The 26,643-nt window shown below is 40.2% G+C and carries 26 protein-coding genes and 2 pseudogenes; 6 read left to right on the forward strand and 22 right to left on the reverse strand.

Annotation, left to right across the window (positions count from 1 at the left end; translation table 11 throughout):
* On the reverse strand, positions 1-5,084 hold a 5,084-nt coding region (locus C1G49_RS07935; RefSeq protein ID WP_105125259.1), incomplete at its 3' end, for a YSIRK-type signal peptide-containing protein.
* Positions 5,085-5,261: 177 nt separating this feature from the next.
* Between C1G49_RS07935 and C1G49_RS07940 the strand changes: the two genes are divergently transcribed.
* Entirely contained in the window at positions 5,262-5,792 is a 531-nt protein-coding gene (locus tag C1G49_RS07940; RefSeq protein ID WP_161942101.1) for a TetR/AcrR family transcriptional regulator, read from the forward strand.
* Positions 5,793-5,854: 62 nt separating this feature from the next.
* Here C1G49_RS07940 and C1G49_RS07945 read toward each other — a convergent pair.
* Positions 5,855-6,702 (reverse strand): annotated as a pseudogene (locus tag C1G49_RS07945) (IS630 family transposase).
* Between the two features lie 255 nt (positions 6,703-6,957).
* On the opposite strand from C1G49_RS07945, the pseudogene C1G49_RS07950 reads away from it, so the two are divergent.
* A pseudogene (locus C1G49_RS07950) lies at positions 6,958-7,131 on the forward strand (transposase); the annotation flags it as partial.
* Positions 7,132-7,251: 120 nt separating this feature from the next.
* On the opposite strand, the gene C1G49_RS11380 reads toward C1G49_RS07950, so the two are convergent.
* From C1G49_RS11380 to aroA, 17 genes are all read right to left on the reverse strand, one after another.
* On the reverse strand, positions 7,252-7,377 hold the full coding sequence (locus tag C1G49_RS11380; RefSeq protein WP_269088207.1) for a hypothetical protein: 126 nt from the start codon (positions 7,375-7,377) through the stop codon (positions 7,252-7,254).
* A gap of 150 nt (positions 7,378-7,527) precedes the next feature.
* Positions 7,528-7,695, reverse strand: coding sequence for a hypothetical protein (locus C1G49_RS11095; RefSeq protein WP_161941119.1), 168 nt, complete (start codon positions 7,693-7,695; stop codon positions 7,528-7,530).
* A 604-nt stretch (positions 7,696-8,299) separates the two neighbouring features.
* Positions 8,300-8,665, reverse strand: a complete 366-nt coding sequence (locus tag C1G49_RS07955; RefSeq protein ID WP_105125261.1) for an immunity 22 family protein — start codon at positions 8,663-8,665, stop codon at positions 8,300-8,302.
* Positions 8,666-8,778: 113 nt separating this feature from the next.
* The gene (locus C1G49_RS07960) at positions 8,779-9,210 is read right to left on the reverse strand and encodes an SMI1/KNR4 family protein (protein ID WP_105125262.1); all 432 of its coding nucleotides are present in this window, start codon (positions 9,208-9,210) and stop codon (positions 8,779-8,781) included.
* 39 nt (positions 9,211-9,249) lie between these two features.
* Positions 9,250-9,702: an SMI1/KNR4 family protein gene (locus C1G49_RS07965; RefSeq protein WP_105125263.1), complete on the reverse strand. Its 453-nt coding sequence runs from the start codon at positions 9,700-9,702 to the stop codon at positions 9,250-9,252.
* On the reverse strand, positions 9,702-9,893 hold the full coding sequence (locus C1G49_RS07970; protein ID WP_105125264.1) for an HNH endonuclease: 192 nt from the start codon (positions 9,891-9,893) through the stop codon (positions 9,702-9,704). The genes C1G49_RS07965 and C1G49_RS07970 overlap by 1 nt, the downstream gene beginning before the upstream one ends.
* A gap of 150 nt (positions 9,894-10,043) precedes the next feature.
* Positions 10,044-10,469, reverse strand: coding sequence for a hypothetical protein (locus C1G49_RS07975; protein ID WP_105125265.1), 426 nt, complete (start codon positions 10,467-10,469; stop codon positions 10,044-10,046).
* A gap of 189 nt (positions 10,470-10,658) precedes the next feature.
* Positions 10,659-11,549, reverse strand: coding sequence for a hypothetical protein (locus C1G49_RS07980; protein ID WP_105125266.1), 891 nt, complete (start codon positions 11,547-11,549; stop codon positions 10,659-10,661).
* On the reverse strand, positions 11,542-11,835 hold the full coding sequence (locus C1G49_RS07985) for an NADAR family protein (RefSeq protein WP_105111819.1): 294 nt from the start codon (positions 11,833-11,835) through the stop codon (positions 11,542-11,544). Before C1G49_RS07985 ends, C1G49_RS07980 begins: the two co-directional genes overlap by 8 nt.
* 15 nt (positions 11,836-11,850) lie before the next feature.
* Positions 11,851-12,465 carry a hypothetical protein gene (locus tag C1G49_RS07990; protein ID WP_105125267.1) on the reverse strand — a complete coding sequence of 205 codons (615 nt, stop codon included), beginning with the start codon at positions 12,463-12,465 and terminating at the stop codon, positions 11,851-11,853.
* Between the two features lie 47 nt (positions 12,466-12,512).
* Positions 12,513-12,908, reverse strand: a complete 396-nt coding sequence (locus tag C1G49_RS07995) for a hypothetical protein (RefSeq protein ID WP_153048231.1) — start codon at positions 12,906-12,908, stop codon at positions 12,513-12,515.
* A 172-nt stretch (positions 12,909-13,080) separates the two neighbouring features.
* A complete protein-coding gene (locus tag C1G49_RS08000) occupies positions 13,081-13,377 on the reverse strand; it encodes a hypothetical protein (protein ID WP_105125269.1) in 297 nt (98 codons plus the stop codon).
* Positions 13,378-13,759: 382 nt separating this feature from the next.
* A complete protein-coding gene (gene rlmD, locus C1G49_RS08005) occupies positions 13,760-15,130 on the reverse strand; it encodes a 23S rRNA (uracil(1939)-C(5))-methyltransferase RlmD (RefSeq protein ID WP_105125270.1) in 1,371 nt (456 codons plus the stop codon).
* 65 nt (positions 15,131-15,195) lie between these two features.
* Positions 15,196-16,521: an LCP family protein gene (locus C1G49_RS08010; protein WP_105125271.1), complete on the reverse strand. Its 1,326-nt coding sequence runs from the start codon at positions 16,519-16,521 to the stop codon at positions 15,196-15,198.
* Positions 16,522-16,536: 15 nt separating this feature from the next.
* The gene (pheA, locus tag C1G49_RS08015) at positions 16,537-17,364 is read right to left on the reverse strand and encodes a prephenate dehydratase (RefSeq protein ID WP_105125272.1); all 828 of its coding nucleotides are present in this window, start codon (positions 17,362-17,364) and stop codon (positions 16,537-16,539) included.
* Positions 17,355-17,846, reverse strand: a complete 492-nt coding sequence (locus C1G49_RS08020; RefSeq protein ID WP_105125273.1) for a shikimate kinase — start codon at positions 17,844-17,846, stop codon at positions 17,355-17,357. Before C1G49_RS08020 ends, pheA begins: the two co-directional genes overlap by 10 nt.
* Positions 17,847-17,854: 8 nt before the next feature.
* Positions 17,855-19,135 (reverse strand): 3-phosphoshikimate 1-carboxyvinyltransferase, encoded by a 1,281-nt coding sequence (aroA, locus tag C1G49_RS08025; protein WP_105125274.1) that lies wholly within the window; start codon positions 19,133-19,135, stop codon positions 17,855-17,857.
* Positions 19,136-19,364: 229 nt separating this feature from the next.
* Here aroA and C1G49_RS08030 point away from each other — a divergent pair, with 229 nt between their 5' ends.
* Genes C1G49_RS08030 through aroB form a run of 4 tightly spaced genes read left to right on the forward strand, consistent with a single transcriptional unit; the run spans position 19,365 to position 23,413 of the window.
* Positions 19,365-20,387 (forward strand): 3-deoxy-7-phosphoheptulonate synthase, encoded by a 1,023-nt coding sequence (locus tag C1G49_RS08030; RefSeq protein WP_105125275.1) that lies wholly within the window; start codon positions 19,365-19,367, stop codon positions 20,385-20,387.
* Between the two features lie 9 nt (positions 20,388-20,396).
* Positions 20,397-21,422, forward strand: coding sequence for a 3-deoxy-7-phosphoheptulonate synthase (locus C1G49_RS08035; RefSeq protein WP_105125276.1), 1,026 nt, complete (start codon positions 20,397-20,399; stop codon positions 21,420-21,422).
* Between the two features lie 41 nt (positions 21,423-21,463).
* Positions 21,464-22,333 carry a shikimate dehydrogenase gene (locus C1G49_RS08040; RefSeq protein ID WP_105125277.1) on the forward strand — a complete coding sequence of 290 codons (870 nt, stop codon included), beginning with the start codon at positions 21,464-21,466 and terminating at the stop codon, positions 22,331-22,333.
* 12 nt (positions 22,334-22,345) lie between these two features.
* On the forward strand, positions 22,346-23,413 hold the full coding sequence (gene aroB, locus C1G49_RS08045) for a 3-dehydroquinate synthase (protein ID WP_105125278.1): 1,068 nt from the start codon (positions 22,346-22,348) through the stop codon (positions 23,411-23,413).
* A 50-nt stretch (positions 23,414-23,463) separates the two neighbouring features.
* Here the strand turns inward: aroB and C1G49_RS08050 are convergent.
* The 3 genes from C1G49_RS08050 to C1G49_RS08060 all read right to left on the reverse strand — a co-directional run bounded on the left by C1G49_RS08050 (position 23,464) and on the right by C1G49_RS08060 (position 26,602).
* Positions 23,464-24,815, reverse strand: a protein-coding gene (locus tag C1G49_RS08050) for an IS3 family transposase (protein ID WP_105125279.1) whose coding sequence is annotated in 2 segments (ribosomal slippage) — positions 23,464-24,359 and positions 24,359-24,815 — 1,353 coding nt in all. Because the reading frame shifts where the segments join, the coding sequence is not laid out codon by codon here.
* A gap of 83 nt (positions 24,816-24,898) precedes the next feature.
* Positions 24,899-25,699, reverse strand: coding sequence for an ABC transporter ATP-binding protein (locus tag C1G49_RS08055; RefSeq protein ID WP_044685958.1), 801 nt, complete (start codon positions 25,697-25,699; stop codon positions 24,899-24,901).
* Between the two features lie 9 nt (positions 25,700-25,708).
* Positions 25,709-26,602 (reverse strand): ABC transporter permease, encoded by an 894-nt coding sequence (locus tag C1G49_RS08060; RefSeq protein WP_105125280.1) that lies wholly within the window; start codon positions 26,600-26,602, stop codon positions 25,709-25,711.
* Positions 26,603-26,643: the final 41 nt, after the last annotated feature.

A 26,643-nucleotide genomic window follows, 5' to 3' on the forward strand; every position in this document is an offset into this window, starting at 1 on the left:
GCTCCATTACGGATAGTGGCGATTTCAGTGCGATCTCCTGTGGAGGAGACATTGTAGACTTTTACACTGCCATCTGGTTGAAGTTCAGAAACAACGGAGCTACCATTTGCACCATCACGACCGTTGGTACCATCGACACCATTACGAATGGTGGCGATTTCGGTACGCTCTCCTGTAGAGGAGACATTATAAACTTTTACAGTACTATCAGTTTGACGTTCAGAAACAACGGAGCTACCATTTGCTCCATCCTGACCTTTGGCACCATCGCGACCATCAACACCATTACGGATAGTGGCGATTTCAGTGCGCTCGCCTGTGGATGAGACATTATAAACTTTTACAGTACCATCAGTTTGGTGTTCGGAAACGACGGAACTTCCATTGGCACCGTCGCGACCATCGACACCATTACGGATAGTGGCGATTTCGGTACGCTGACCTGTGGATGAGACATTATAAACTTTTACAGTACCGTCAGTTTGACGTTCGGAAACGACGGAGCTACCATTGGCACCGTCGCGACCATCAACACCATTACGGATGGTGGCGATTTCAATGCGCTGACCTGTAGATGAGACATTATAGACTTTTACAGTACCATCAGTTTGGCGTTCGGAAACAACAGAGCTGCCATTGGCACCATCACGACCGTTGGTACCGTCGACACCATTACGGATGGTGGCAATTTCGGTGCGCTGACCTGTGGATGAGACATTGTAAACTTTTACACTGCCATCTGGTTGAAGTTCAGAAACGACGGAGCTACCATTGGCACCATCCTGACCTTTGGCGCCATCGCGACCATCGACACCATTACGAATAGTGGCGATTTCGGTACGCTGACCTGTGGATGAAACATTATAAACTTTTACAGTACCGTCATTTTGACGTTCGGAAACGACGGAGCTACCATTTACACCGTCGCGACCGTTGGTTCCATCTTGACCTTTGGCGCCATCGCGACCATCGACACCGTTACGGATAGTGGCGATTTCAGTGCGCTCGCCTGTAGAGGAGACATTGTAAACTTTAACAGTACCATCAGTTTGGCGTTCGGAAATGACAGAGCTGCCATTGGTACCATCGCGACCGTTGGTACCGTCGACACCATTACGGATGGTGGCAATTTCGGTGCGCTGACCTGTGGATGAGACATTGTAAACTTTTACACTGCCATCTGGTTGAAGTTCAGAAACGACGGAGCTACCATTGGCACCATCACGACCATCGACACCATTACGGATAGTGGCGATTTCAATGCGCTGACCTGTAGATGAGACATTATAAACTTTTACACTACCGTCAGTTTGGCGTTCGGAAACAACGGAGCTACCATTGGCACCATCCTGACCTTTGGCACCATCGATACCATTACGAATGGTGGCGATTTCGGTACGCTCTCCTGTAGAGGAGACATTATAAACTTTTACAGTACTATCAGTTTGACGTTCAGAAACAACGGAGCTACCATTTGCTCCATCCTGACCTTTGGCACCATCGCGACCATCGACACCATTACGGATGGTGGCGATTTCAGTACGCTGACCTGTGGATGAGACATTGTAGACTTTTACACTGCCATCTGGTTGAAGCTCAGAAACGACGGAGCTACCATTGGTTCCATCTTGACCTTTGGCGCCATCGCGACCATCTGCTCCATTACGGATAGTGGCAATTTCGGTGCGCTGACCTGTAGATGAGACATTGTAGACTTTTACACTGCCATCTGGTTGAAGTTCAGAAACGACAGAGCTGCCATTTACACCGTCGCGACCGTTGGTGCCGTCTTGACCTTTGGCACCATCGCGACCATCAACACCATTACGGATGGTGGCGATTTCGGTACGCTGACCTGTTGATGAAACATTATAAACTTTTACAGTACCGTCATTTTGGCGTTCGGAAACGACAGAGCTGCCATTTACACCGTCGCGACCGTTGGTTCCATCTTGACCTTTGGCACCGTCGCGACCATCAACACCATTACGGATGGTGGCGATTTCGGTACGCTGACCTGTCGATGAGACATTATAAACTTTTACACTGCCATCTGGCTGAAGTTCAGAAACGACGGAGCTACCATTGGCACCATCCTGACCTTTGGCACCATCGACACCATTACGGATGGTGGCGATTTCAGTACGCTGACCTGTGGATGAGACATTGTAGACTTTTACACTGCCATCTGGTTGAAGCTCAGAAACGACGGAGCTACCATTGGTTCCATCTTGACCTTTGGCGCCATCGCGACCATCTGCTCCATTACGGATAGTGGCGATTTCGGTGCGCTCTCCTGTGGAGGAGACATTGTAGACTTTTACACTGCCATCTGGTTGAAGCTCAGAAACAACGGAGCTACCATTGGCACCGTCCTGACCGTTGGTACCATCAACACCATTACGAATGGTGGCGATTTCGGTACGCTGACCTGTAGATGAGACATTATAAACTTTTACACTACCATCAGTTTGACGTTCGGAAACGACGGAGCTACCATTGGCACCATCCTGACCTTTGGCGCCATCGCGACCATCGACACCATTACGAATAGTGGCGATTTCGGTACGCTGACCTGTGGATGAAACATTATAAACTTTTACAGTACCGTCTTTTTGACGTTCAGAAACAACGGAGCTACCATTTACACCGTCCTGGCCTTTGGCACCGTCACGACCGTTGTAAATAGTCTGGCGATTGATTTCACGACCATCACCATCACGAACAATAATGAGGGTGCCGATGACTCTACCACCATCCATCACTGGCAGTTGTTCAATAGTCGGTGTTTTGCCATCCTTCCCATCGCTACCATTTAAGATATTTCTACGGGAAATGATTTGACCATCACCGTCTTTTACAATAACTGTTGTTCCGAGGACACGACCATCTTGACCTGTATAAGGTTGTAAATCTACACTCGGAGTTTTACCATCTATACCATCACGACCATTGGTACCGTCTTTTCCATCTCGGATAAAGGTAGTAAAACTGCTACCATTCGGTCTAGTAACGGTAACATTGTGACCTTTTGTTCCATCTGTTGCAACAGCAGGAGTTACACTAATATCTGCATTTCGACCATCGCGACCGTCTTTTCCATCACGAACAAATCGAGTATATCTGCTACCATCAGCGCCAGTAACAGTGATATTGTATCCTGGTGTGCCATCCGCAGCTCGTGCAGGTTCCACAGAGATATCTGAATTTCGACCGTCTTGACCTCGTTCCCCTTGCAAACCATCTGGAATGAAGACTTGGCGAATGATTTTACCATTTGGACCATCTCTAAAGGTCAATTCAGTACCATTCACCAATGGACCGCCGTCCACAGAACCCTGTTTTCTGATGGAAGTCACATCAATATTAGGTGCTGCTACTGGTGCCTGGACACCATCTTTAATATTGACCTCTACAATTCGATTGCGAGCTGGAGTATGAGTCGTTGCTTGACCATATTCATAACGATGCGATTCCTCTGTACCATTTGCTCCAATGTAAGCAATCCGTTTAACAGGAATTTGCATCACCCCATTTGCACCCTCTTCAATTTGTCTAGTGAAACCAGGTGCCTGATCAGGCATTACAACGAAACGGTATTCCGTTTGGAATGGAATCGGCATTGCAATCGGAGGCAGCGTTGTTGTGATTTCATTTTTACTTGGATTAGGATCAATGGTTACGACACTCTTATTCCAGAAGTAGTTGTCTGAAGAGAAGAAATCCTTAGTATTGTTAGCCCCGGTATCAACTGAGAACATACCAATGTGGTTGTCGATACTCAAATCCCCAGTCCAGTTTCTAACAGGTACTGTAAACTTCACATTGAGGGGTCCATTCATCACCTGGGCATTTGTGTATTGGATAGGCTCTGTCGGACTGTAACCAGTAATGGTATTTCGACGACCACCATTAACAAGGTTTATCCTATAAGTATTCGTCCCAGCAACAACCGTTGCAGCACTTGGCGCACCGTAGGCATTTCCAAGATTGACCACAAAATCAGCCACGTGAGTACCCGAACGACTATTGATTCCGTCTAATTTATAATTCAGTTCGAAATCCATAGTGTTTTTGGTCTTGTTCGGTGTAACAGTCAAGGTGTAATTTGCTGGACCGTATGCAAAGGTCTGTCCCTTCCCATTGACCACATACTTGTTCTGATTATTAGGCTTAATAACTGTATCTGACATGACCACCAAATTAAGTGGTTTTGGAAGGTTGGTATTGCCTAATTTATTTTGAATGTAGAATTTTTTCTCAGCTTCACTGAAACCAGCTAAACTTCTCATTTCTTCTTCTGTCAACTGAACAGGATTTGGTCCTGTTTGTTGAGCAAGAATTTGATTGAACAGAGTAAATTTCTCTTCTTCAGAAAGCCCTAATGTTTCCAAGTCTGCAAAACTCATATTAGCCAAGTCTAACTGACTCAAATCTCGAGCCTGCGAAGCCTGAGCATCTGTTTGAGTTTCTGCTGATCGTGTTGAACTTGCAATATTTTCTTTATTAGCTTCTGTTGCGTTGTTATTAGAAACAGGTGTAGCCTTCGTTATACTTTCTTCATTCGTTTCTTGTTTGACAACTTCTTGCTTATCTTCAACTTTTTCATCTGAGGATGAAGTTGACAATGTTGTTGGTACAGGAGTAATCTCCTCCACAATTTCCTGGGATTTAGGCTCTGCTACTTCCTGAGCGGAACTAGGAACAGTTGCTGACTTAGTAGCAATCGTTTCCTCTGTTTCTTTAGGCTGTTCGTCTACTAGCTGAGTGGAACTTGGGGGTGTTGCAAGCACGGCAGAAGTTGGCTCTACTGTTTGTACAACCTCTCCTGCTTCTTGCTGTACCGAATGAGAAACTACTTCGTTTGCCTGAGCACTTGAATCCAGTGGTTTGTCCACCAGCTCGGTCGTCTGTGGCAACTGACCTGATTCAAGCTCTTCTGCAGCAGCTTTTAAGGCTCCACCGCTGAACATAAATAAGAAACCGATTAAAACTGATGCCGCACCCGATTTAAACTTTTTAATAGTAAACCGTTGCTTCGAACGCAATGCTTCGTTTTCAAGCTCTTTATTATCAAAAAACATAAGAATTCCTTTCCATATTCCAACAACTTTTAAAAGAAATAGTTGCATGATTACAAAATACATTATATAATGTGTATAAAATGAATGTTTCACAAAAAATACATTTTTGTGCAGTGCATTTATTTTTTTCAATTTTTATTTATTAAATTTATAACGGAGTTATATATATATATATATATGGAAAAGTATTTTACAACCAGCCAGAAATTTCTAGAAGCCTATTTTTACCTAACGAAATCCAGTGAAAAAGACAATTTCACTATTAACCAAATTGCCGACCAAGCTAATTTGAGCCGTCGGGTATTTTATCATTACTATAATTCCAAGGAAACCTTTTTGGAAGAAGCGCTTGAATATATCCTGAACGAGATTAATATTATTCTTGCGAAAGACCCAACCTTGAGCGATGATGTTATCGCTGAAATGCTGACCTTCTTGTATAATAATCGCTCAATCGCTGTGGATTTTGTCACCATTATCCCTCATATTTCTTTAGAAGTTACCAAGTATATTACCGAAGTTATTGAAAATTCCAGTATTCCTGATCTTCCAAAACAACTCGAACAGGCATATAAAATTCCTTACGAGTATGCCTTAACTGTTTATGTTTCAACCATCGACAGTATCATCAAGTATTGGATACAAAATGGTTGTCAAGAATCACCTGAAATCATTCATCGCTACATCTTATCCATTGTGCGTATTTAATACCACTGCCTTTAGCACAACTAGCTGGGGCAATTTGAAATGGGCGAGATAGAATTTTATAGTCAACTGAAACAAGAACAGGACAAAAATGCCTCAAGAAAAGTATCGCAATTTGACAATACTTTTCTGAGGTGTTTTTTGATATGAGCCCATGTTTTCTCAATGGGATTATACTCGGACGAGTAAGGAGGCAGAGGTAAAAGTCTATGTCCCTGCTCCTCGCATAAATCTCTTAGCTTACTCATCCTATGAAACCTTGCATTGTCCATAATGATAACAGCTGTTTCATCTAAAGTTGGTAGCAGACTTTTTTGAACCAAGCTTCGAAAAAGTCACTTGTCATGGTATCTTTGTATGTCATCGGGGCTATAAGCTCACCATTTATGAGACCTGCAACCAAAGATAGCCGCTGATATCTTCTTCCAGTAACCCGACCTTTTATCAACTGACCTTTTAAGGAGCGAGCATATTCTCTATAAAAATAGATCTCAAAACCTGTCTCGTCAATATAAACAGGAGTCAGATGGCTTAAGTTACTCAATTCTTTAAGGAACAAATCTACTTTTTCAGGGTCTTGTTCATAGTAGGTACAGCTCTTTTTTTTCGAATATAACCCATAGCTTTGAGAGCGAAATGAATAGCTGTTGGATGACAATCAAATTCAGAAGCTATTTCAGTCAAATAAGCATCTGGATGATTTTTTAGATAGTTCTTTAATTTATCTCTATCAACTTTTCTTGGTTTGGTTCCTTTTACTTGGTGACGAAGCTCGCCGGTTTTCTCTTTTAATTTTAACCATTGATAGATGGTGTTGCGTGAAATTTGGAAAATAGCAGATGCTTCGGTGATACTGCCTGTTTTCTCACAGTATGCGAGAACTTTTTTTACGAAAATCTAATGAATATGCCATAAATACATAAAATCATAAATGTACTGGTTTTGTTTCAATTAGCTATATTTCAACACGCCGTACGCATGAAGAAAATGCATGTAACTGTTTTCTAGCTACATGCATTTTTCCAAAAATATTTTCACGATATTTTTGTAATTGCTTTGATTTATCCTCGTTATCACCTACATTATAACAGAATTTCATGATGAAAATATAACTTTTTATGAAAATTAGTTATCTAAAAACGAAATTTTCTTCATACGTTTGGCGTGATATTTCAAGAACTTAGTCAAAGAGGAACTGACAAGTAAAGAGGGAGCCTGCATTTATGCCAAACGCAAGGTGGATGTCAAACCTGTATTTGGTAGGATGAAGGGTGTTTTTGGCGTGCGCAGAGTGCATGTCAGAGGTCAAAAGGTGGTTGAAACAGAGATAAGTGGCTCATTTGGACTAACCTCATGTATGTTTCGTCACTTACAGTATAGTCCATTTGGGCTTTTTATTGTAGTTTGAAATGAACTAGCGCCACTGATTAAAATTATCTAATTTTTTACTGTAAATAAGAAGCTAAAATTTCATCTTGACTAAAAAAACATCAACTTTTTTATTATCTGGTGACTTGCTGCTTTCTAAGACATACTTCTGGCCATTTCTTTCAACAAATAAAATAAGTTCTGTTCCTGCTTCATTCACATAGCAATCCTTGAGGATATACAGTTCTCCTTCTCCGATCACATAACCATAAAACTGGATTGATATTGGATTACCGTTCAAAAATACGGACTTAAGTAATTCATCAGGCACTGAGTAACCGTAATATTTTTGCTGTGTAGCTGGAGTCCCTTAAAGATAACGTATACTTTTTTTCTTGGCATAAGTTTCTATTAAGTCAGAAGTTTCCAAAGTGGAAATATCCCTTACTTGTCTTTCTTCCTCCAACAAGTCATGCAACACCATTTCGATTAACTCTTTGTCTGAGGAAAATTCTTGTTTGAGTTCCTCTGCTTTCATTACCATTGCAGAAAATGTTGTTTGAACGCTTTGTTGCTGTTCTTGAGGTAAAGATTCAATATAATGACGTTGTTCATCTCGAGATTGAATAAGAATACTACGATAATAACTTTCCGATTTCGAATAGGTTATATCAGATTCCTCTGATTTTTTTGAGATTGCTCAATTTTCCTAATAGTTGATGAAGTAGAACTACCATTATTTGATGTAATATTTGTTTTTTCAAAATTACATGCAGACAAGAATACCAGTAAACCTGCTGTTAAAATGAAAAATCTTTTCATGAGCGAATCCTTTCTGGATATTAATTTATCCTTAGTATACAAGTAATTACTCTATTTTTCAATCAGAAATAGTAAGAGGGAAATCTATTTTTTATAGCAATCAAAGCTTTTCAGTATCCCTTTCGTTCAAAGGTTTCTAGGCTTTTACGAGCAGAGCAACTACCTCGACGTGGGGGGTTGGGATAGCTCCGCTGACTAGCTGGGGCTCAAATCCAATGTTATTAAGACTAAAGTTCTGCGCTGCTTTACTGAGGGTGTCATCGGCATGACGAAGTTTACCAGCAACATTATCAGCTGCAGAGGCTACTTTACTTTATTATCTAGACTTCATATGAGGCAGTTCCAATCAATTCAAGAAAAAAATCATCCGTTTCTTTTCTTAATATTCGTTTATCATAGGAGTAATTATATATCAATATTATGGTATTGTACTCTCTTCCTGTTTCTAAAAACTGCTGTATTATCTGATTATCATATGAAAAACCTTCAAGTAAAACAGATAATGCTACTTCTTTGTTTTCAATCCAGTCACTTTCTATTAAATCTCTATCATAAAAACCTAGATGAAAATCTATCTCAAAATTGGAGTCAATACTGTCTCCATCGTCAGTATATCCAACATACAAATATTTTTTTAAATCTTCAGCAGACTGAAAATTTCCAAGCCATAATGTTACTGTTTGCATCTTCTATCTCCTTAATCCTATTGAGCTAGGCCTTTTACAACACTTCCTCGAATAATTTCTTAGCCTCATCACTCTCCACTATCTTAATCATTTCTTCTCTAGGTTCTTGTTCTTTATTCATTATCAAAATACAATGAGTTGATGAAATCTGTAAATGATTGAGCCACAAAAACTGTATTATGACCGTTATTATCTAACATTTCGTGATTCCAATAAACAACTGATTGATTGTCTGAATAATCAAAGCAAAGTAAATTACCAAAGGGGTCTTCACCAAAGGGAAATAATGTACTAGGTAGCCTATCTTCTATATCTTCTAGCACCTCATATACATTACCATATTCTGCTTTATCAAAGTCTAGTAGATTATTTAAAACTTCAGATTTCTCACCTATAGTGAAAACATCTGGCTTTGGATAACCAACGCCATTTTTTAACAACCAGTCTTTATAATCGTTGGGAAGTTCTATATTAAACTTCTTTTCAAGTTGGTTTATTTTAAAAGCAGAAATTTCCTTTTTATCCAGTAATTTAATCTCATTCATAATATTAAACCCACACTTTCTCCAATTACTCCAAACAATCTAAGGAGTCAATAATGATAAAAATTCAGTAAATGTTGATGCAAGATAATAGGTGTTACCTCCATCAGATGACGATGGTAATGTGTATGCATCGTCATAATAATATACACCCTCGTTTTCATCTCCACTAATCCAAATAATTATAAAGCCATGCTGGACTGTATCTCCAATGATGAGAGAATGTTCCAAAATATCATCAATATATTCTTCTGTCCATTTTCCGATATCCGTTCCTTGTTCATCAGGTCGAACTCCGAATAATAGATCTAAATTTATTTCATCATCACTATGTGGAATACTAATCTTGTTTAATTCATAGTCTATTGTTTCACCTCCATTAAAATCTAATAAAAATTGCTTATAGTCTTTTGGCAAAACAATATTAAATCCTTTTTCTAACTCATGAATATCCTCAATTTTAGCATGTCCAAATTTTTCAATTTGTAAACTCATTATTTTCCTCCATTTCTCTTGATAGAAATACCTCCGCGATGTGTAAAGCGTCTATGATTTTTTCTATCAACCAATTGTAAAGTTTTTCCATCTTGATGATGAAGCCATGTATTCTCTGGACCAGATTTACCCGCCTTAGAAAAATCTTTAGCTCTGGTTTCAAAACCATTTATGGCGGAGCTGTCTAGCAAGGTTATCGGCTGTAGAGGCGACCTTACCCTTGGTTAGATTGCCAAATTGTTTGGTATTATGATCTATTTTTTTTAGGACAAAAAACAGTCGGAGTGATGATGCTAATTGCAAGTTAACAGTTAGGACTGGAGAATTCCCAGTCCCAACGATCATTTATTCTTTTCAGCTTTGACTTCTTCAAACCACTTTTCAAATTCTAATCGTGGAATTAAATCTTCATCATTTTCATAACGAGCTTCATAACTGTATTTTGTCTCTAGATGGTTTGACTTCGCGTCATATACTAACCATAATTCAGTAGGATGTTCATGCCCATTATTATCACATAAATCAATTAATGCTTGCAAGTCCTCATTTCCGTATCGTAATACTGAAAAAAGCATACCATCAGAATCATTTACCTTATTTGTTAAAACTGAGTTTACTTTATGAATCTTTACAACTGAATCTTTAATTTTGAAAAATACATTATATGAAATAATTTCTTTCTCAGAAATTCCATAAATATATATAGCATCTGCCTGACCATTAACATATTCCATTGCCAAGGATACCATTCCAATTTGGATTTCCATAAATTAATCTTCAAAAATGCCATTTTGTTACCCCCTATTAATGTTTTTTAGTATTTCACTATAAGGTTCTCCATCAATTTTATAATTAACTTCAAAACTTATCGGTCTCTTAGATATACCATCATAACTTTGTTATCGCTTCCTCTAAGTAGATAATACTTCCTAATGGTAATAATTCATTTGTCAATTTTATTTCTCTTTTTGTTTCTTCTTATCTATCATTTTTCCACGCCATTTGCCATACCATTGCTCATTTGAGATTTTAAAGAACTGGCGATATTCTTTTTGGTACTTGAAAAAGTAAAATGCAGCTACAAAATTTTTCAGGGTCATGCCCGTAGTAAAAATCATGAGAGCCGCAACTAATAAGAAAGCCCAACCATACAAGAAACTGAAAATGTCTGGTCGCGTTTTGATCGCTTCCCCAAAATTGAAGGTCCAACGATTGACAATAGCTAGAAGTAATAGAACACCTCCATACTTCTTGATAAATGCCATTAGGCTCTCTCCCCAGTCTTTATTAGCTGGTTCCCCCTTATAAAGTTGTTTTTTAAGCTGTTCTACATTTGAGATTACTAGAGTCTTCCACAGATATACACATACTAACAGTTGAAGTAAAAAACCAATCCATCCAAAGGCACCTACTGTGAGACCGATTGTAAAGGGAAACAGCATCAAAAATACTGTGATTAAAAAAACAAGAAGAGTAATGGTTCCATAAAGCAATTGATGTGCATAATTTTTTTTTGGAAAAACATTTATGATAACCATTACTATTGAGCAATACATCAGTGCCAATAGCGGGATTCTAAAGATTGTTCCAATAGTGACAATTGATTGGGCAGTAGAGGTTGATATGTATCTAATTTTCTCTGTTGAGGTTAAGAGACTTTCTGGTAGATATACTCCTACTCCATATGACATAATAAAAAGTAATAAAATGACTAGCCCAGAAAACCTTTGAGATAGCTTCATAGAAGATAATACGCCAACCTGTGCACCTTCTTCTGTTAGTATCTTCTTACTAACAACCTTTTTTGATTGCTCAAAGGTTGCCGATAGTAACCTCTCTTTACGCATATTTAGCTCCTCCACCAAACCAACTAGTCACAGAATTCCATGTACCTTTCACTGCTTTACCTAGTCCATTCCTAACGGCATCATAGGCATCATCCAAAGCAGCAGCCTTTGGATTAGAAAGTAATCTAATTTTTTCCCTAAGCTCCTTTTGCTCAAATTTTCGAGCTTGAAAATAATGCTCACTTGTCGGCCAATATAGACCAGAGTCATCAAAAAATCCATAGGGAGAAAAATTTGAAAATTCACCAAAAGGTTCATTGATTTTATAAAATTTAATATTTTCCATACTTATTTTAACAAATTATAAGACATCATCTCGGTCTAAAGAATATTTATTTATAAAATTGTCTACAAAATCTTTATCATAAATGTTTATTATCTTCAAATCACTTTTTATTCTCCATAAGAAATTCTCTTGCTCCAAAGTTATTTTTTCGAGATTTTGTTTTATCAATTCTATAAGCTCTTGACGTGTACTAGAAAGTTGTAAAAATGTAATCAAAGGATCTAAATCATACATCTCTAGGAATGAATCCTGAATAATTTTTTTTATATATAGATTAACTTTGACTTCTATCTCTTTATCCTCTCCTGCGCCCTTATTTATCCAAAATAATATCAAGTTATCCAAGATATGTTTATAGGTTTCATCATATCCATATAATCTATTGACTATAAAACCTCTGAGTAAACCTTTATCAAAAAGTTCTGTTAAGCAATTGAAACCACTATCGTATCCCCAAGCAGTTAATAACATAGAGATTTCAAAGACATACTCTCCTTGTTGCAATAACTCCTCCAATTGTCTTACTCTAGTAGATGAGATATCCTCTTGTTCTAGTTCAGATGCATCTATAGCATAATCTGCCCCTTCTGGTATCTCATATAATAATTTTCTAATGTACTCTTCTTTCATATTTTTATCCTTATTTATATATATACTGTTCGTTTGTGATTGACATACTATTCTCCTAAATATATCACATCTACCTTTTTAATAGTATCTTCTGTACTATCGATTGGAACATCCCTTTCCAGAGGTTCAAAATCATCAATAGGACTGAGACCAATATTGTCCAGACGTTCATCAAACTCTGAAATTTCTGAAACTGTAATTCCTGTTTTGTATCTTTCATTGTTATTTATGGTAAATAACAAGTGATAACTACCTGTTTTTAGGTCTTTACTAAATTTTATAAATTTTATTGTTTCTATATTATAATTCTTGACAATTCCTCGCACCACATTATCCTGTTGCTCCTTCGTCAATGTTTCTTTCTGCGAAGTCATGCCACACCCTCCTAAAATTAAAATTGCTATTGTTGCTAAAATGCTGGTAAATAATCGATACTTTTTCATCTCACTGCTTTCCTTTCAGTTTATTACGAAACAATGAGTACATAGTCACCATCATTCCCAAGACAATTATTAGAAGCATCTGTAAAGATAATCCCGTTTTTTTCTCGGTCAGGGACACTCAATAGCTACCTCATTGAATTTGTTAAAATTATGAAATATAGCATCTGGAGTATTATCTATTTACTTCATTTTTAAAACTACTCAATTCATCCGGCGTCAATAGGAATTCTTTGAATGACTGAGCTATAAAATGACCGCGATCCTTACCTTTTTCTGAGGGCATACCATCATGGTGAATTTCAGTCAAACTCTCAATAAAGTAATCAGAAATTGGATTTTTTCGTAAAACTACTATCCTTTTAGATTTTCCATCATAAAAAGGTAATTGTACCACACTAGGATCAAGCTCCCATTTATTCAGGATATCGAAATACTTTCCATTTTCTACCAATTCTAAATCAAATTTCATAATATAACCCCATTTTTAACAAAGTATAACACATTTTGTATCAAATTTAAAACTCACACTTCAATCGACCATTAAGGCGATATTAGAGGTGGGTACGTTTCTATTCCCAAAAACTCCTTGTCAATGGAAACAAACACGTACCCACAGGGTAAATGGAAATAGAAATTGATAATTTCTAGCTATCACTTCTACTCACTCCAAAAATTTCCTCACTCTGATACTTCACCACCTCAATACAAAAAGCCTTGTCTCCAAGGCTTTTCACTATCCCTTTCGTTCAAAGTTTTCTAGGCTTTTACGAGCAGAGCAACGCACTCAGCGGTTCGCTGTTACCGCATCACTGTGTTCTGCGACAGCTGTCGCATAGGCAGAACATCTGCTTCTACTTCGCTGATAAATCAACTCGTACAAGCAGTGATACTGCCTCCACGTGATGCGTATTCGGAAAAAGATCCACCGGCCGTACCTTAGTCAGTTTATACCCCAATTCCTCATAAAGCTTAATATCACGCGCCATGGTAGCGACGTTACATGATATATAGACAATTTGCTCAGGCTCTACAGAGCTACTTGCCTTGATAAAGCTCTCAGTCAAACCTTTTCTTGGCGGATCGACAAAAATCACCGTTGGCTTAATTCCGTCAGATACCCATTTTTGCATAGCTGACTCCGCACTATCGCACACATAAGTCACATTGTCAATTCCATTTCGAACAGCATTCTTCTGACTGTCAAGGACAGCCTTCTCAACGACTTCCACACCATAAACATGCTTGACCTGTTTGGCAAAGGACAGTCCAATGGTTCCAATTCCAGAGTAGGCATCAATGACGACATCATCTGCTGACAAATCTGCAAAATTGATAGCTGTCTGATAGAGTTTTTCGGCCATTTCTGTATTGACTTGATAGAAAGACGGTGCAGAAATCTCAAATTCATTGCCCAACATGCTGTCGACAATGGTTTCACTGCCATGCAAAAGACGGAATTCTTGACCGAATATCGCATTGGTATTCTGATCATTGATGTTCTGGATGATGGAAACTAGATTTGGAAACTGACTTATCAACCGTTCAATCAAGGTTTCAACACGGAAAATCTTTGGTCTAGTTGTGACCAAAATCAACATCAATTGGCCTGAATAATGACCACGACGCACGACAATATTTCGAACGAGTCCTGTCTGTTCCTTTTCATCGTAAGGCTTCAAATCCAATTTCCGTAAGAGGTCACGAGTAGCCAAAATCAAGCTATCAATTTCCTTATCTTGAATATAAAAATCTTCAATCGGTACTAAATCATGAGAATTCTTTCGGAAGAACCCAGTTTCCAACTGACCATTGACACGACGAACAGGAACCGCTGCCTTATTACGATAGGCAAGAGGATTGTCCATGCCAAGGGTATTTTTTACTTCTATTTCTGAAATACCTGCAATCTTACGCAAACTAGTTTCAACTTGCTTTTTCTTAAATTTAAGCTGGGCTGGGTAGTTCAAATGCCCCAGGTCTGCAATACCCGTTCTTAGATAGGTTAAGTCTAGGTCTTGGTTGCGGTCTGGTGAGTAGCTCTGCCATTCTTCCACCTTACCAAAACCAATATTTTTCTTAAGCTTCAGAACACGCATAGACACTTTCTCACCTGGCAGTGCATTGTCCACAAAAAAGACAAAACCATCCAACTTGGCAACCCCCTGCCCCTCATGAGTTAGGTCTACAATTTCTACTTCAACAACATCATTTTTCTTTAACATAGTACTACTTTCTATTTTGGACACTAAAAAAGTGACCGAAGTCACTCTCTAGTATATCACATTTTTTATCGTAAGCCCAAATCAGTTAAGCGCTGTTGGTACTTTTCAAAATCAACTCGCAGGGCCATGCCACCATACATATCATAATCGTCAATCCAATCCCCATTTTCAGGAATGGTGATGCGTTCGATGCCATTAGCTGCATCCATAACAACTCCCGGTCCATGAAAGAGCATGAAGGCCTGGGGAACTGTTGTTGGGGTCATCGCCACTACTTTACCAAGTGCTTCCGCCCCTGAAAAGAGCTTCATCGGGTTTTTAGCCTGGGTCATGACAGCCGACAAGACTTGTTGCTGGCGCTTGGTACGACCGAAATCCCCCTCATCATCTGAACGATAACGCGCGTAGTTAAGCAAGGTTTTACCATCCATTTGTTGAACACCAACCTGAATGGTTTGATAGGCTGGGGCATTTTCCTCCAGCTGCAAATCATTTGGCACTTCCACCGAGCTAACCGTTTCTCCATCTATGGTTGAAAATTGTGCATCAATAGTCACACCCTCTGGAAAGAGTGTATCAATTGTTGTCGCAAAAGTCGCAAAATCAACCATAGCATAGTAATCAATATCGATGCCAAAATTGTTTTTCAAAGCCTTACGAACTTCTTCAGCTCCCTGCTTATTATCTTGTTCACCGAGGGTATAGGCTGCATTGAGTTTGTATTCGTATCCTTCAATATCGACCAAGGTATCTCGCATAAAACTAACCAGTTTGACCTTATTATCTGCATTATTGATATTTAAGACCATAATGGTATCTGTCCGTATTTCGTCCGTGCTTTCACCTGCACGTCCATCCGTACCCAAAATCAAAATATTGGTACCATTAGCAGAACTGACCCCGTTAAATACTTCAGCAGTAGGCTGCTCACTCACACTATTCAGGCCCTTAATGAAACTAAAGCCCAAAGCAAAAACAAATAACAAAAGGACTACGGCTAGGAGCCTGAAAATCCGCTTTACTCCCCATTTCTTTCTTTTCTTTGGTTTCAGTGGCATTTTAGGGACATAGTCCACTAATTCTGCTCTCTCACTAATCTGCTTTTTTCTTCTACTTCTTCTGGACCTAGTATCCGGATAGGCTGGAAGAAGGTCATCATCTGCCTTAGCAACTTCCTCAGACCAGTCATCACCTACAAAGTCCTCAGAAAACAAAGGACTTTCATCATTCATTTGCTTTTTCGGTTTCCCATGTCGAATACGGAGTTCCTTCTTGAAAAGAAGATAATCCAACTCCTGTCGCTCTCTATCATTTAAATAATGAATATTTTTATGTAAATAATCCAACCTCAACTCTTCATGATGGGTTAAGATTCCTTTGTTTTTCGTCATACGTTCATCTTTATCCTAACTAGCTAGGTACACTTGATAATTACCTAGTATTTTACATGATATTCCCAAACTCGTCAATTCTTCAAGGGAGTAGGACAATAGGTCCTCAGATTGATTTTCAAGGTCCAGTATAAAAAAATACTCTCCCAAGGCTGTTTTTAAAGGCCGACTTTCAATTTTTGTCAAACTAATTCCTCGCCATGAAAAGACAGACATGGCTTTATAGAGGGCACCTGGTAAATTATCAGGCAAAGTCAAGGCCAAACTAACCTTTTTAGTCACTTTCTGAAGGCCGATTTCTGGAACTTCATTACCCAATATCCAAAATCGTGTGAAATTTTCACTAATTTCCTGAATGTCTTGCCCAATTACCATTAGACCATATTCCTCTGCTGCTGCTTGTGGTGCTATAGCCGCATATGGCTGGTCTGTATGCTCAGCCACATACCGAGCTGCATAGGCTGTACTAGCTGTCACCTCAATCCGAGCAGTAGGAAAATGCTCCAGAATATATTTCTTTCCCTGTGCAATGGCTTGTGGGTGAGAATAGATAACCTCAATCGTCTTATCCGCACTGCTCGCCAAAAGTTGCTGGGCAATGGGTTGAACAATTTCAGCAACCGCATGGATTTCCGCCTGATGAAAAAGATAATCAATAGTTTCGTGGACACTACCCTCAATAGAGTTTTCAACTGGAATGACAGAATAGACAACCTGGCCAGTTTCATAGGCTTTAATCACTTCTGTAATGGTCCCGAAAGCCTGTAAATCAGCACTTGGAAAGGCTTGCTGGGCTACCTGATGGGTAAAAGAACCACGAGGTCCTAAGTAAGCTACTTGCATAAAATCTTCCTTGCTACTTGTTCTGGAGTAAGTTGGTCTGTATTGATATTGGTAGCTGCCAATCCTTGATAGAGGGCCATGCGTTCTTGATAGATAGCTTTAAACTCTTCCTTACTATTCTGTAAAAAAAGGGGGCGCTTTGATTGACTATCCAAACAAATTCGATCATAGGCAACTTCAAATGAAGCAGTCAAAAGAACATTATTAGCCTTATTTTCTAATAGCAGCTGTCGATTGAACTCAGATTTGACCACACCACCACCAGTCGATACCAGACAGTCAGCAGGCAAAGCCAATAATTCTTTCAAGACTTCTGTTTCAACTTTGCGAAAAACAGCTTCTCCTTCGAGCTTGAAATAATCAGCGATGGTCATGCCAATCCGTTCTTCAATAATTTGGTCCATATCGTAAACAGGGAGGTCCAACAAACGTGCGGTGGTGGTTTTTCCAACTCCCATAAATCCAAGTAAAACGATTGGCATCTCTTCTCCTAGTCTATCAAACTATTTAAGTGATCAAAGAAGGCTGGATAGCTAGTATTGATAGCCTCCGCTCTTTCCAACTCCACTTCTCCATCCTGAGCCAATAGGGCTGCAATAGCCGTCATCATACCTATACGATGGTCACCGAAGGTGTTAACAGTCGCACCATGCAAGGCAGTTGGACCATGAATAATCATACCATCCTCTGTCGGCTCAATCTTGGCTCCCATGCTATTAAGGGCATCGGCCACCACTTGGATACGGTCAGTTTCCTTGACTTTCAATTCTTCGGCATCACGGATAACCGTTGTCCCATTTGCCTGAGTGGCTAAAAGCGCAATAATTGGCAACTCATCAATCAAACGAGGAATGAGGTCGCCAGCAATCTCCGTAGCCTTCAAGTCAGAAGTTTCCACCGTAATAGTGGCAGATTTAGCGAGTTCATCAATATCTGACAAGGTCATCTGACCACCCATGGCCTTGATAACGTCTAAAATTCCAGTCCGTGTTTCATTGATACCGACATTCTCAAGGACGATTTTTGAACCTGGTACTACCAAGCCAGCTACCAGCCAAAAGGCAGCACTGGAAATATCACCCGGCACCGTAATCTCTTGGGCCGTAAATTCTTGACCACCTTGGATACGGATTTCTTTGCCATTGACCGTCAACTCACCGCCAAACTGGACAATCATATCTTCCGTGTGATTGCGGGTCAACTCTTTCTCGACGATGACACTTTCGCCCTCAGCCTGCAAGGCTGCAAATAGCAGAGCAGACTTGACTTGGGCGGATGCTACAGGCAGTTTGTAGTGAATTGCTTGTAAGTTTTTGCTGCCCTTGATGACCAGAGGTGGCAAATCACGTTCTGTCTGACCAGAAATATCCACACCCATTTGACTAAGAGGAATGGTCACACGGTCCATCGGTCGCTTGGATAGAGAATCATCACCAAACATGGTCGCTTCAAAGTCCTGACCTGCCAAGACACCTGAAATCAAGCGGATAGATGTCCCTGAATTCCCCATATCCAAGTGATTTTTTGGTGCTTGAAGACCATCAAAACCAACACCTTGTACTTCTACAATATCACCATTGTCTTCAATTTTTACACCCAAATCACGAAAGACCTGCATGGTGGATAATACGTCCTCTCCACGCAAGATATCATGTACTCTTGTGACACCTTTTGCCAGAGAACCAAAAATAATCGAACGGTGGCTGATTGATTTATCCCCCGGAACTCGAATACTACCTTGTAATTTTTCTATATTTGTCCTTAATTTCATAACCCCTACCTCAAAATAGTGTTAGACCTATTCTATCATATTTATTGAATATTTTCAGATTTTTTTGGCAATTTCTATCTAAAATAAATATATAGAGAAAACCCATAAAAGATTTATGAATGAATTTTCGGAGTTCACTGCGATTTTATCAAATGTACCTTAATTTAAGTTTAAAATTCCTAAAAATCATGCTATAATTAAGAAATATACTAATCGAAAGAGGACTTCTATATTGTTTACACCAATCAGTGAAAAAATCGACATCAATCAAGTGCGAGAGCATTCTAAACTATCTCCAGAAACTCTTGCCAAAAAACAAGCCCGTGACCGTGAATTAGAAGCCATTCTAAAAGGTGAGGATGACCGTCTTCTCTTGGTTATCGGCCCATGTTCTTCTGACAATGAAGAGGCAGTTTTGGACTATGCTCATCGCCTGGCAAAACTTCAAGAGGAAGTTAAAGATAAAATTTTCATGGTTATGCGGGTCTACACTGCCAAGCCTCGTACAAATGGCGATGGCTACAAGGGCCTCATGCACCAACCTGATACAGATGCCGCTCCTAGCCTGATCAACGGCATCAAGGCTGTGCGTAATTTGCACTACCGCGTCATTACCGAAACTGGCTTGACAACAGCTGACGAAATGCTTTATCCAGAAAACCTGCCATTGGTTGATGACTTGGTTTCCTACATCGCAATCGGAGCTCGTTCGGTGGAAAACCAGCAACACCGCTTTGTAGCTTCTGGTATTGATGTTCCAACAGGCTTGAAAAACCCTACTTCTGGTAACCTTAAAGTCATGTTTAATGGTATCTTTGCAGCTCAGAAGAAACAATCCTTCCTCTTCAACAATACAGAGGTCGAAACCTCTGGCAACCCGCTTGCTCACGTTATCCTTCGTGGTGCTGTCAATGAAAATGGGAAGTATTTGCCAAATTACTACTACGACAATCTCTTGGAAACCATTGACCTCTATGATCAATTTGGTTTGAAAAATCCATTCATCATCATCGATACCAACCATGATAACTCTGGCAAAAATTATCTGGAGCAAATCCGCATCGTACGCCAAACCTTGATTAACCGTGACTGGAATGAAGCCATCCGTAACTATGTTCGCGGATTCATGATTGAATCTTACATCGAAGACGGTCGCCAAGACAATCCAGATATTTACGGCAAATCCATTACAGACCCATGCTTAGGCTGGGAAAAAACGCAAGAACTCATCCGAGAAATCCACAGTAGATAGGAAAAGATTATGGGAATTCACAAACGCAGCACCAGTTTAGACATTGATAAAGTAAAAGAACTCTCTAAACTAGAAGGAGAGTTTCTAGCCGCTAAAAACCAACGTGATGAAGAATTAAAAGGTATTATCCGTGGCGAAGATGACCGCCTGCTCTTGGTTATCGGGCCTTGCTCATCAGACAATGAAGAAGCCGTTTTAGAATACGCCAATCGCTTGTCCAAACTTCAAGAAGAAGTCAAAGACAAAATCTTCATGGTCATGCGTGTCTATACTGCCAAACCACGAACCAACGGCGAAGGCTATAAGGGACTGGTCCACCAGCCAGATACTTCTAAATTACCAGACCTCATCAACGGTATCGCCGCTGTTCGTAACCTGCACTACCGTGTCATTACTGAAACAGGCTTAACTACAGCCGATGAGATGCTCTATTCTGCCAACTATCCACTGGTAGAAGATTTGGTATCCTACCATGCAATCGGAGCTCGTTCGGTTGAAGACCAAGAACACCGCTTTGTAGCCTCCGGTATTGATATGCCAACGGGTATGAAAAACCCTACTTCTGGCAATCTTAAAGTCATGTTCAACGGTATCTACGCTGCCCAAAACAAACAAAACTTTATCTATCGTGATGCCGAAGTCGATACAGACGGCAATCCACTTGCCCATGCCATTTTACGCGGTGCCACGACCGAACAAGGTACATACGAGCCAAACTACTACTACGATATTCTCTTGAAAACCATCAAACAGTATGAAGAATTTGGGCTAGAAAATCCATTTATCGTGATTGATACCAACCATGATAATTCTGGGAAAAACTACCTGGAACAAATCCGTATCGTCCGTCAAACCCTCATCAACCGAGCTTGGAACGAATCCATTCGCAAATACGTCCGTGGTTTCATGATTGAATCCTACTTGGAAGACGGCCGTCAGGACAGCCCTGAAGTATTTGGGAAATCCATTACCGACCCTTGCTTAGGCTGGGAAAAAACGGAAGCACTTATCCGTGAAATCCACCAGACCCTATAAACAATACAAGATAAAAAACAGATGAAAAATGGAGGAAATTTGTGACTATTGATGGATATACTCGCTTAGCTGCTGTTGTAGCCAAACCAATCAAACACTCTATTTCCCCCTTTATTCATAATCTGGCTTTTCAAGATACAGGTGTAAATGGAGTATATGTTGCTTGGGAAATTCCAGAGGAAGACTTGGCTGTTACGCTTGAAAATATCAAACGATACGATATGTTTGGTATCAACCTGTCCATGCCCTACAAACAAGCTGTCATCCCTTATCTCGATGACCTAACCCCAGCAGCTCGACTGATTGGTGCTGTCAATACTGTTATTCTTAATGATGGAAAGCTAATTGGGCACAATACTGACGGTATTGGATTTTTCAAGAGCTTGGAAAAGCTAAAAGGATTTCAGGTAGACAACAAACGCCTAACCATTCTTGGCGGAGGTGGTGCTTCTACCGCTATCATTGCTCAGGCTGCTCTGGATGGCGCCAAAGAAATCACCATTTTCTGTCGGCAACAAAGCCTGGAACGAACACAGACAAGTGTAGCACCTATTGCACAAGCAACTGGTGTTCCTATGCGGGTTCTAGCCAACGAAGACAGCCAAATAATTCAAAAAGAAATTACTCAATCAGACTTGCTAGTCAATGGAACCAGTGTCGGAATGGATGGCGTTTCTCTTCCTATTCCTGCCACACTACAATTTCCAGAACAACTCTTGGTTGCGGACATTATCTACCAACCATTTGAAACACCCTTATTAAAACTAGCCCAGTCACAAGGCAATCCAACCATCAATGGATTGGGCATGCTGCTCTTTCAAGCAGCCGAGGCCTTCCAAGTCTGGACAGGAAAAGAAATGCCGACTGACTTGATTTGGGACCAATTAGTCCAGAAATACGACATCAACTAGAGAGGAAACCCGATGAAACTAACTGTCAATCTTCCCAACAATCCCTACGATATCCTCATCGAAAGAGGAAGTTTAGCACAGGCAGGTTCCTGGGTCAAAGGGCTCTGGAAACCTCAGAAAATTGCCATCATCACAGATGACCATGTCGGCTCACTCTATGCTGAAACTGTTCAAACTAGTCTGGAAACTGCTGGCTTTGAAACCATTGTCTTTGCATTTCCAGAAGGCGAAGCTTCAAAAAATCTTGACACTGTCAATCAGGCCTACGAATTTCTCGTACAGCATGGCATGACCCGCAGTGACGGCATTATCGCCCTCGGTGGCGGTGTCGTTGGTGATTTGGCTGGCTTTGTTGCCTCAACCTATATGCGTGGCATTCACTTTCTCCAAATTCCAACCAGCTTGACTGCCCAAGTTGATTCTTCTATCGGTGGAAAAACTGGCGTGAACACACCATTTGCCAAAAATATGGTGGGTACCTTCTGCCAGCCTGACGGCGTTTTAATTGACCCTGACACCCTCAAAACCCTTGGCAAACGGGAATTGATTGAAGGAATGGGCGAAGTTGTCAAATATGGCTTAATAGATGATGTGGAGCTTTGGGAAACCTTAGACCAACTAGATGGATCTGTCGAGAGCATTTTGGAACACGCTGACTATATCATCTACCATTCCTGCGAAGTCAAACGCAAGGTCGTTGTCGAAGATGAATTAGACAACGGTGTCAGACTCTACCTCAACTTCGGTCACACAATCGGACATGCTATCGAAGCTACCGCAGGCTACGGTCAGGTCATGCACGGTGAAGCCGTTGCCATCGGTATGGTGCAAATCTCACGCGCTGCTGAAAGAAAAGACCTCATGCCACCAGGTATGACTGAAAAAATCATCGCCATGTGTGAAAAATTCGGCCTACCTACTGCACACCAACCATGGAATATCGATGAATTATTCGCAGCCTTAACCCGTGATAAGAAGGCGCGAGGCAAGTCCATCAAACTAGTCATCGTTCCACAATTAGGCCAGGCTGCCATCCATCAAATCCCGATGGAAGAAATGCTAGAATTTCTACAACTATAAGAAAAAAGACTACTGACTTGTACTGACCCCAAAAAGTTAGACAAAAAATATTATTGAAAGGATTTAGTTCTATACTGAACAGGACTAAGTCCTTTTAGTTTTTCTTTAATGCGTTTATTGTTGTAGTAAAAAATATACTTGGTGATAGCTTGCTCCAGTTGATCCAGAGACTTGAAATTTTTCTCAAATCCGTAAAACATTTCTGTTTTCAAGATGCCAAAGAAGGACTCCATCATGCCATTATCTGTGCTGGTTCCCTTGCGAGACATGGAAGGACGTATGCCTTTACTTGCAAGAAAACGGTGATAGACTTCATGTTGGTATTGCCAACCTTGGTCACTATGGAGAATGGTATTTGGGTAAGTTTCCTCAGGGAAGACCTTCTCAAGCATGGTCTTGACTTGTATGAGGTTTGGAGAGCGGGATAAGGTAAAATCAATAATTTCACTATTATAGCCATCCAGAACAGGAGAAAGATAGAGTTTTTCAGCACAATTTGGCAGAGCGAACTCAGTCACATCTGTATAGCACTTCTCAAAAGGCTTAGCCCCTTCAAAGGCTCTCTCAATGAGATTAGGAGCTTTCTTGCCCACATCACCCTTGTAAGACTTGTATCTCTTGCGTCGACGAATACGAGCAGTCAAACCTAACTCTTTCATCAGCCCTTGTACTTTCTTGTGGTTGACAGAAAATCCACGATTTCTTAGCTCAAGGTGAATGCGACGGTAGCCATAGTTTCCCTTATGTTCATCATAAATGGCTTGAATTTCAGCTTTTAAGTCCTTATCTTTATCTGGTTTGTCCAGTTGTTTGACTTGATAATGATAAGTAGAAGGAACTAATTGAGCAATCGTCAGCAGTAGATTTAGTCGGAATCCTTCTGCGACCATCTCTCTAACTGTTTGAGCCTTTCTTGTTCTCTGGCTTCGTCCCTTAAACGAAGCGCTCTCAACTTTTTTAGATAGGCATTCTCCGTTCTAAGCCGTTCATTTTCCTCCTGAAGTCGCTCTAACTCCGTCATCTCTTCCCAGGTTTTCTTTGGTTTACGCCCCATCTTTGGTGGCCTCCCTCTTGTTTTCTCAACAATAGTATACCCGTTTTTCTTGTATTGTGCTATCCAGTTTGGAAGAGTTCCACGATTTGGCAGGGCATAATCAAGCGAGACGGAGAGGACTGACTGCTTATCAAGAAGTACTTTATCAATCATTTCCTGCTTGAGTTCTGGAGGATAATAGGTGTTCTTACCTTTCTTGACAATGTTTATGCCATACCTATCGATCAGTCGAAGCATATATTGGATAACAGATTCTGCAATAGTAAACTGTTTTGATAAGTTCTTGATAGACTGACCACTTTGACGTAGTTCATAGATTTTGATTTTGTCTTCATAGCTCAATTTCATAAAAATAGCACCCCAAAAGTTAGATTTTTCTCTCTAACTTTTGGGGTGCGGTTCAACTTGCATAAAATCAGTAGTCTTATTTTTTATAAAATCATCTCATCGTCAGTTAGCTTTTCACCGCTGTTTTTGTAGAAGAGGTCCATCAAGTTTTGAACAGTCAAGTTCTTCTTCTCTTCTCCTGCTACATCAACAACAATCTGACCGCGGTGCAACATGACCAAACGATTTCCATATTCGATGGCATTTTCCATGTTGTGCGTAATCATAAGAGCTGTCAACTGGTGACTTTCCACGATTTTTTTGGTCAATTCCATAACCATGTCGCTTGTTTTTGGATCAAGGGCGGCAGTATGTTCGTCCAAAAGTAGAACCTTTGGTTTCACAAGCGAAGCCATCATCAGGGTCAAGGCCTGACGCTGACCACCTGATAGGAACTGCGTATCCACTTTCATACGGTCTTCCAAGCCCAAGCCAAGCTCTTTTAATGCTTCTTTGAAAATAGCCCGTTCGCTGTCTTTCACACCCCAACCAAGTCCACGAGATAAACCACGGCGGTAGGCAATGGCCATATTTTCTTCAATGGTCAAGCGAGAAGCTGTTCCCATCTTTGGATCTTGGAATACTCGACTAATGTCCTTAGAGCGTTTGGCAGCTGATACATGCTTGATTGATTTACCTTCAAGCAAAATATCGCCTGAGTCAACTGTCAAAGCACCTGCCAGAGAGTTCATGAAGGTTGATTTCCCAGCACCATTACCACCGATAATGGAGATAAAATCTCCTTCTTTTACATCTAGGTTCAACCCACGAAGGACATGGTTTTCATTGACCGTTCCTGCTTCGAAGGTCTTATGAATATTTTGAATTGATAAAATAGTCGTCATATCTTCCTCCTAAGCATTTCCGTTCAATTTTGGTCGACGAATGTTGAGCTTCTTCTGCAATTCTGGCACATAAAGGACTGTTGCCAAAAGAATGGCTGAGAAGAGTTTTACAAGGTCTGCATCCATGCCTGGAATTTCCAAAATCGCAAGGATAATCAAGCGATAAACAACTGCACCAAGTACAACAGACAGCAATCTCCAGCCCAAGCGCAAGTTGCGTAAAATTACTTCTGCAATAATAACAGAGGCCAGACCGATAACAATGGTACCTGTACCAGAGTTCAAATCTGCATAGCCATTGTTTTGTGTCAACAAGGCGCCACAGAGGGCAACCAGACCGTTTGACATCATATAGCCATAGATTTTCATATTGTCAACGTTGATACCATTAGCCTCACTCATTGGGATGTTGTCCCCTGTTGAACGAATAGCCAAACCAATTTGAGTATTCAACAAGAGAGTAAGCAGACCGACAACTGCTAGTACAAAGACAAGACCGATGACCAAGACTGCATTTGTTTTGGTTAGACCAAATTCCTGCAATTGCGTTACCAATGTTTCTTGTTTTAGTAGGGCCACGTTGGCCTTACCCAAAATTTTCAAGTTGATAGAGTAAAGACCTGTCAAAGTGACGATACCTGTCAAAAGGGCTGGAATTTTGAGCTTTGTATGAAGCAAACCTGAAATCAATCCAGCTACCATACCTGCTAGCACTGCAATAAAAGTCGCAAGCAAGGGATTTACTCCATTAACAATCCCAGTTGCACAGACTGCAGCGCCGAGGGGATAAGAACCCTCCGCTGTCATATCTGCGATATCTAAAATACGAAATGTCAGATAAACACCAATCGCCATGACCGACCAAAGCAGGCCTTGCGAAATACTTGATAAAATAATATCCACGATTTTCTCCTTATTTGCTAAAAATAAACTAGGTCCTATTT

Source organism: Streptococcus suis, assembly GCF_002960625.1.
GTDB classification, from domain to species: domain Bacteria; phylum Bacillota; class Bacilli; order Lactobacillales; family Streptococcaceae; genus Streptococcus; species Streptococcus suis_T.

Bases quoted from the DNA above. Each gene is read 5' to 3' on its own strand.
- C1G49_RS07985 (WP_105111819.1), bottom strand. From the start codon at position 11,835: ATGGAAAATATTAAATTTTATAAAATCAATGAACCTTTTGGTGAATTT.
- pheA (WP_105125272.1), bottom strand. From the start codon at position 17,364: ATGCAAGTAGCTTACTTAGGACCTCGTGGTTCTTTTACCCATCAGGTA.
- C1G49_RS07960 (WP_105125262.1), bottom strand. From the start codon at position 9,210: ATGAATGAGATTAAATTACTGGATAAAAAGGAAATTTCTGCTTTTAAA.
- C1G49_RS08055 (WP_044685958.1), bottom strand. From the start codon at position 25,699: ATGACGACTATTTTATCAATTCAAAATATTCATAAGACCTTCGAAGCA.
- C1G49_RS07955 (WP_105125261.1), bottom strand. From the start codon at position 8,665: ATGCAAACAGTAACATTATGGCTTGGAAATTTTCAGTCTGCTGAAGAT.
- C1G49_RS08000 (WP_105125269.1), bottom strand. From the start codon at position 13,377: ATGAAATTTGATTTAGAATTGGTAGAAAATGGAAAGTATTTCGATATC.
- C1G49_RS11095 (WP_161941119.1), bottom strand. From the start codon at position 7,695: ATGAAAGCAGAGGAACTCAAACAAGAATTTTCCTCAGACAAAGAGTTA.
- C1G49_RS07980 (WP_105125266.1), bottom strand. From the start codon at position 11,549: ATGCGTAAAGAGAGGTTACTATCGGCAACCTTTGAGCAATCAAAAAAG.
- rlmD (WP_105125270.1), bottom strand. From the start codon at position 15,130: ATGTTAAAGAAAAATGATGTTGTTGAAGTAGAAATTGTAGACCTAACT.
- C1G49_RS07975 (WP_105125265.1), bottom strand. From the start codon at position 10,469: ATGGAAATCCAAATTGGAATGGTATCCTTGGCAATGGAATATGTTAAT.
- aroA (WP_105125274.1), bottom strand. From the start codon at position 19,135: ATGAAATTAAGGACAAATATAGAAAAATTACAAGGTAGTATTCGAGTT.
- C1G49_RS07990 (WP_105125267.1), bottom strand. From the start codon at position 12,465: ATGAAAGAAGAGTACATTAGAAAATTATTATATGAGATACCAGAAGGG.
- C1G49_RS07965 (WP_105125263.1), bottom strand. From the start codon at position 9,702: ATGAGTTTACAAATTGAAAAATTTGGACATGCTAAAATTGAGGATATT.
- C1G49_RS08010 (WP_105125271.1), bottom strand. From the start codon at position 16,521: ATGACGAAAAACAAAGGAATCTTAACCCATCATGAAGAGTTGAGGTTG.
- aroB (WP_105125278.1), top strand. From the start codon at position 22,346: ATGAAACTAACTGTCAATCTTCCCAACAATCCCTACGATATCCTCATC.
- C1G49_RS07940 (WP_161942101.1), top strand. From the start codon at position 5,262: ATGGAAAAGTATTTTACAACCAGCCAGAAATTTCTAGAAGCCTATTTT.
- C1G49_RS08035 (WP_105125276.1), top strand. From the start codon at position 20,397: ATGGGAATTCACAAACGCAGCACCAGTTTAGACATTGATAAAGTAAAA.
- C1G49_RS07995 (WP_153048231.1), bottom strand. From the start codon at position 12,908: ATGAAAAAGTATCGATTATTTACCAGCATTTTAGCAACAATAGCAATT.
- C1G49_RS08020 (WP_105125273.1), bottom strand. From the start codon at position 17,846: ATGCCAATCGTTTTACTTGGATTTATGGGAGTTGGAAAAACCACCACC.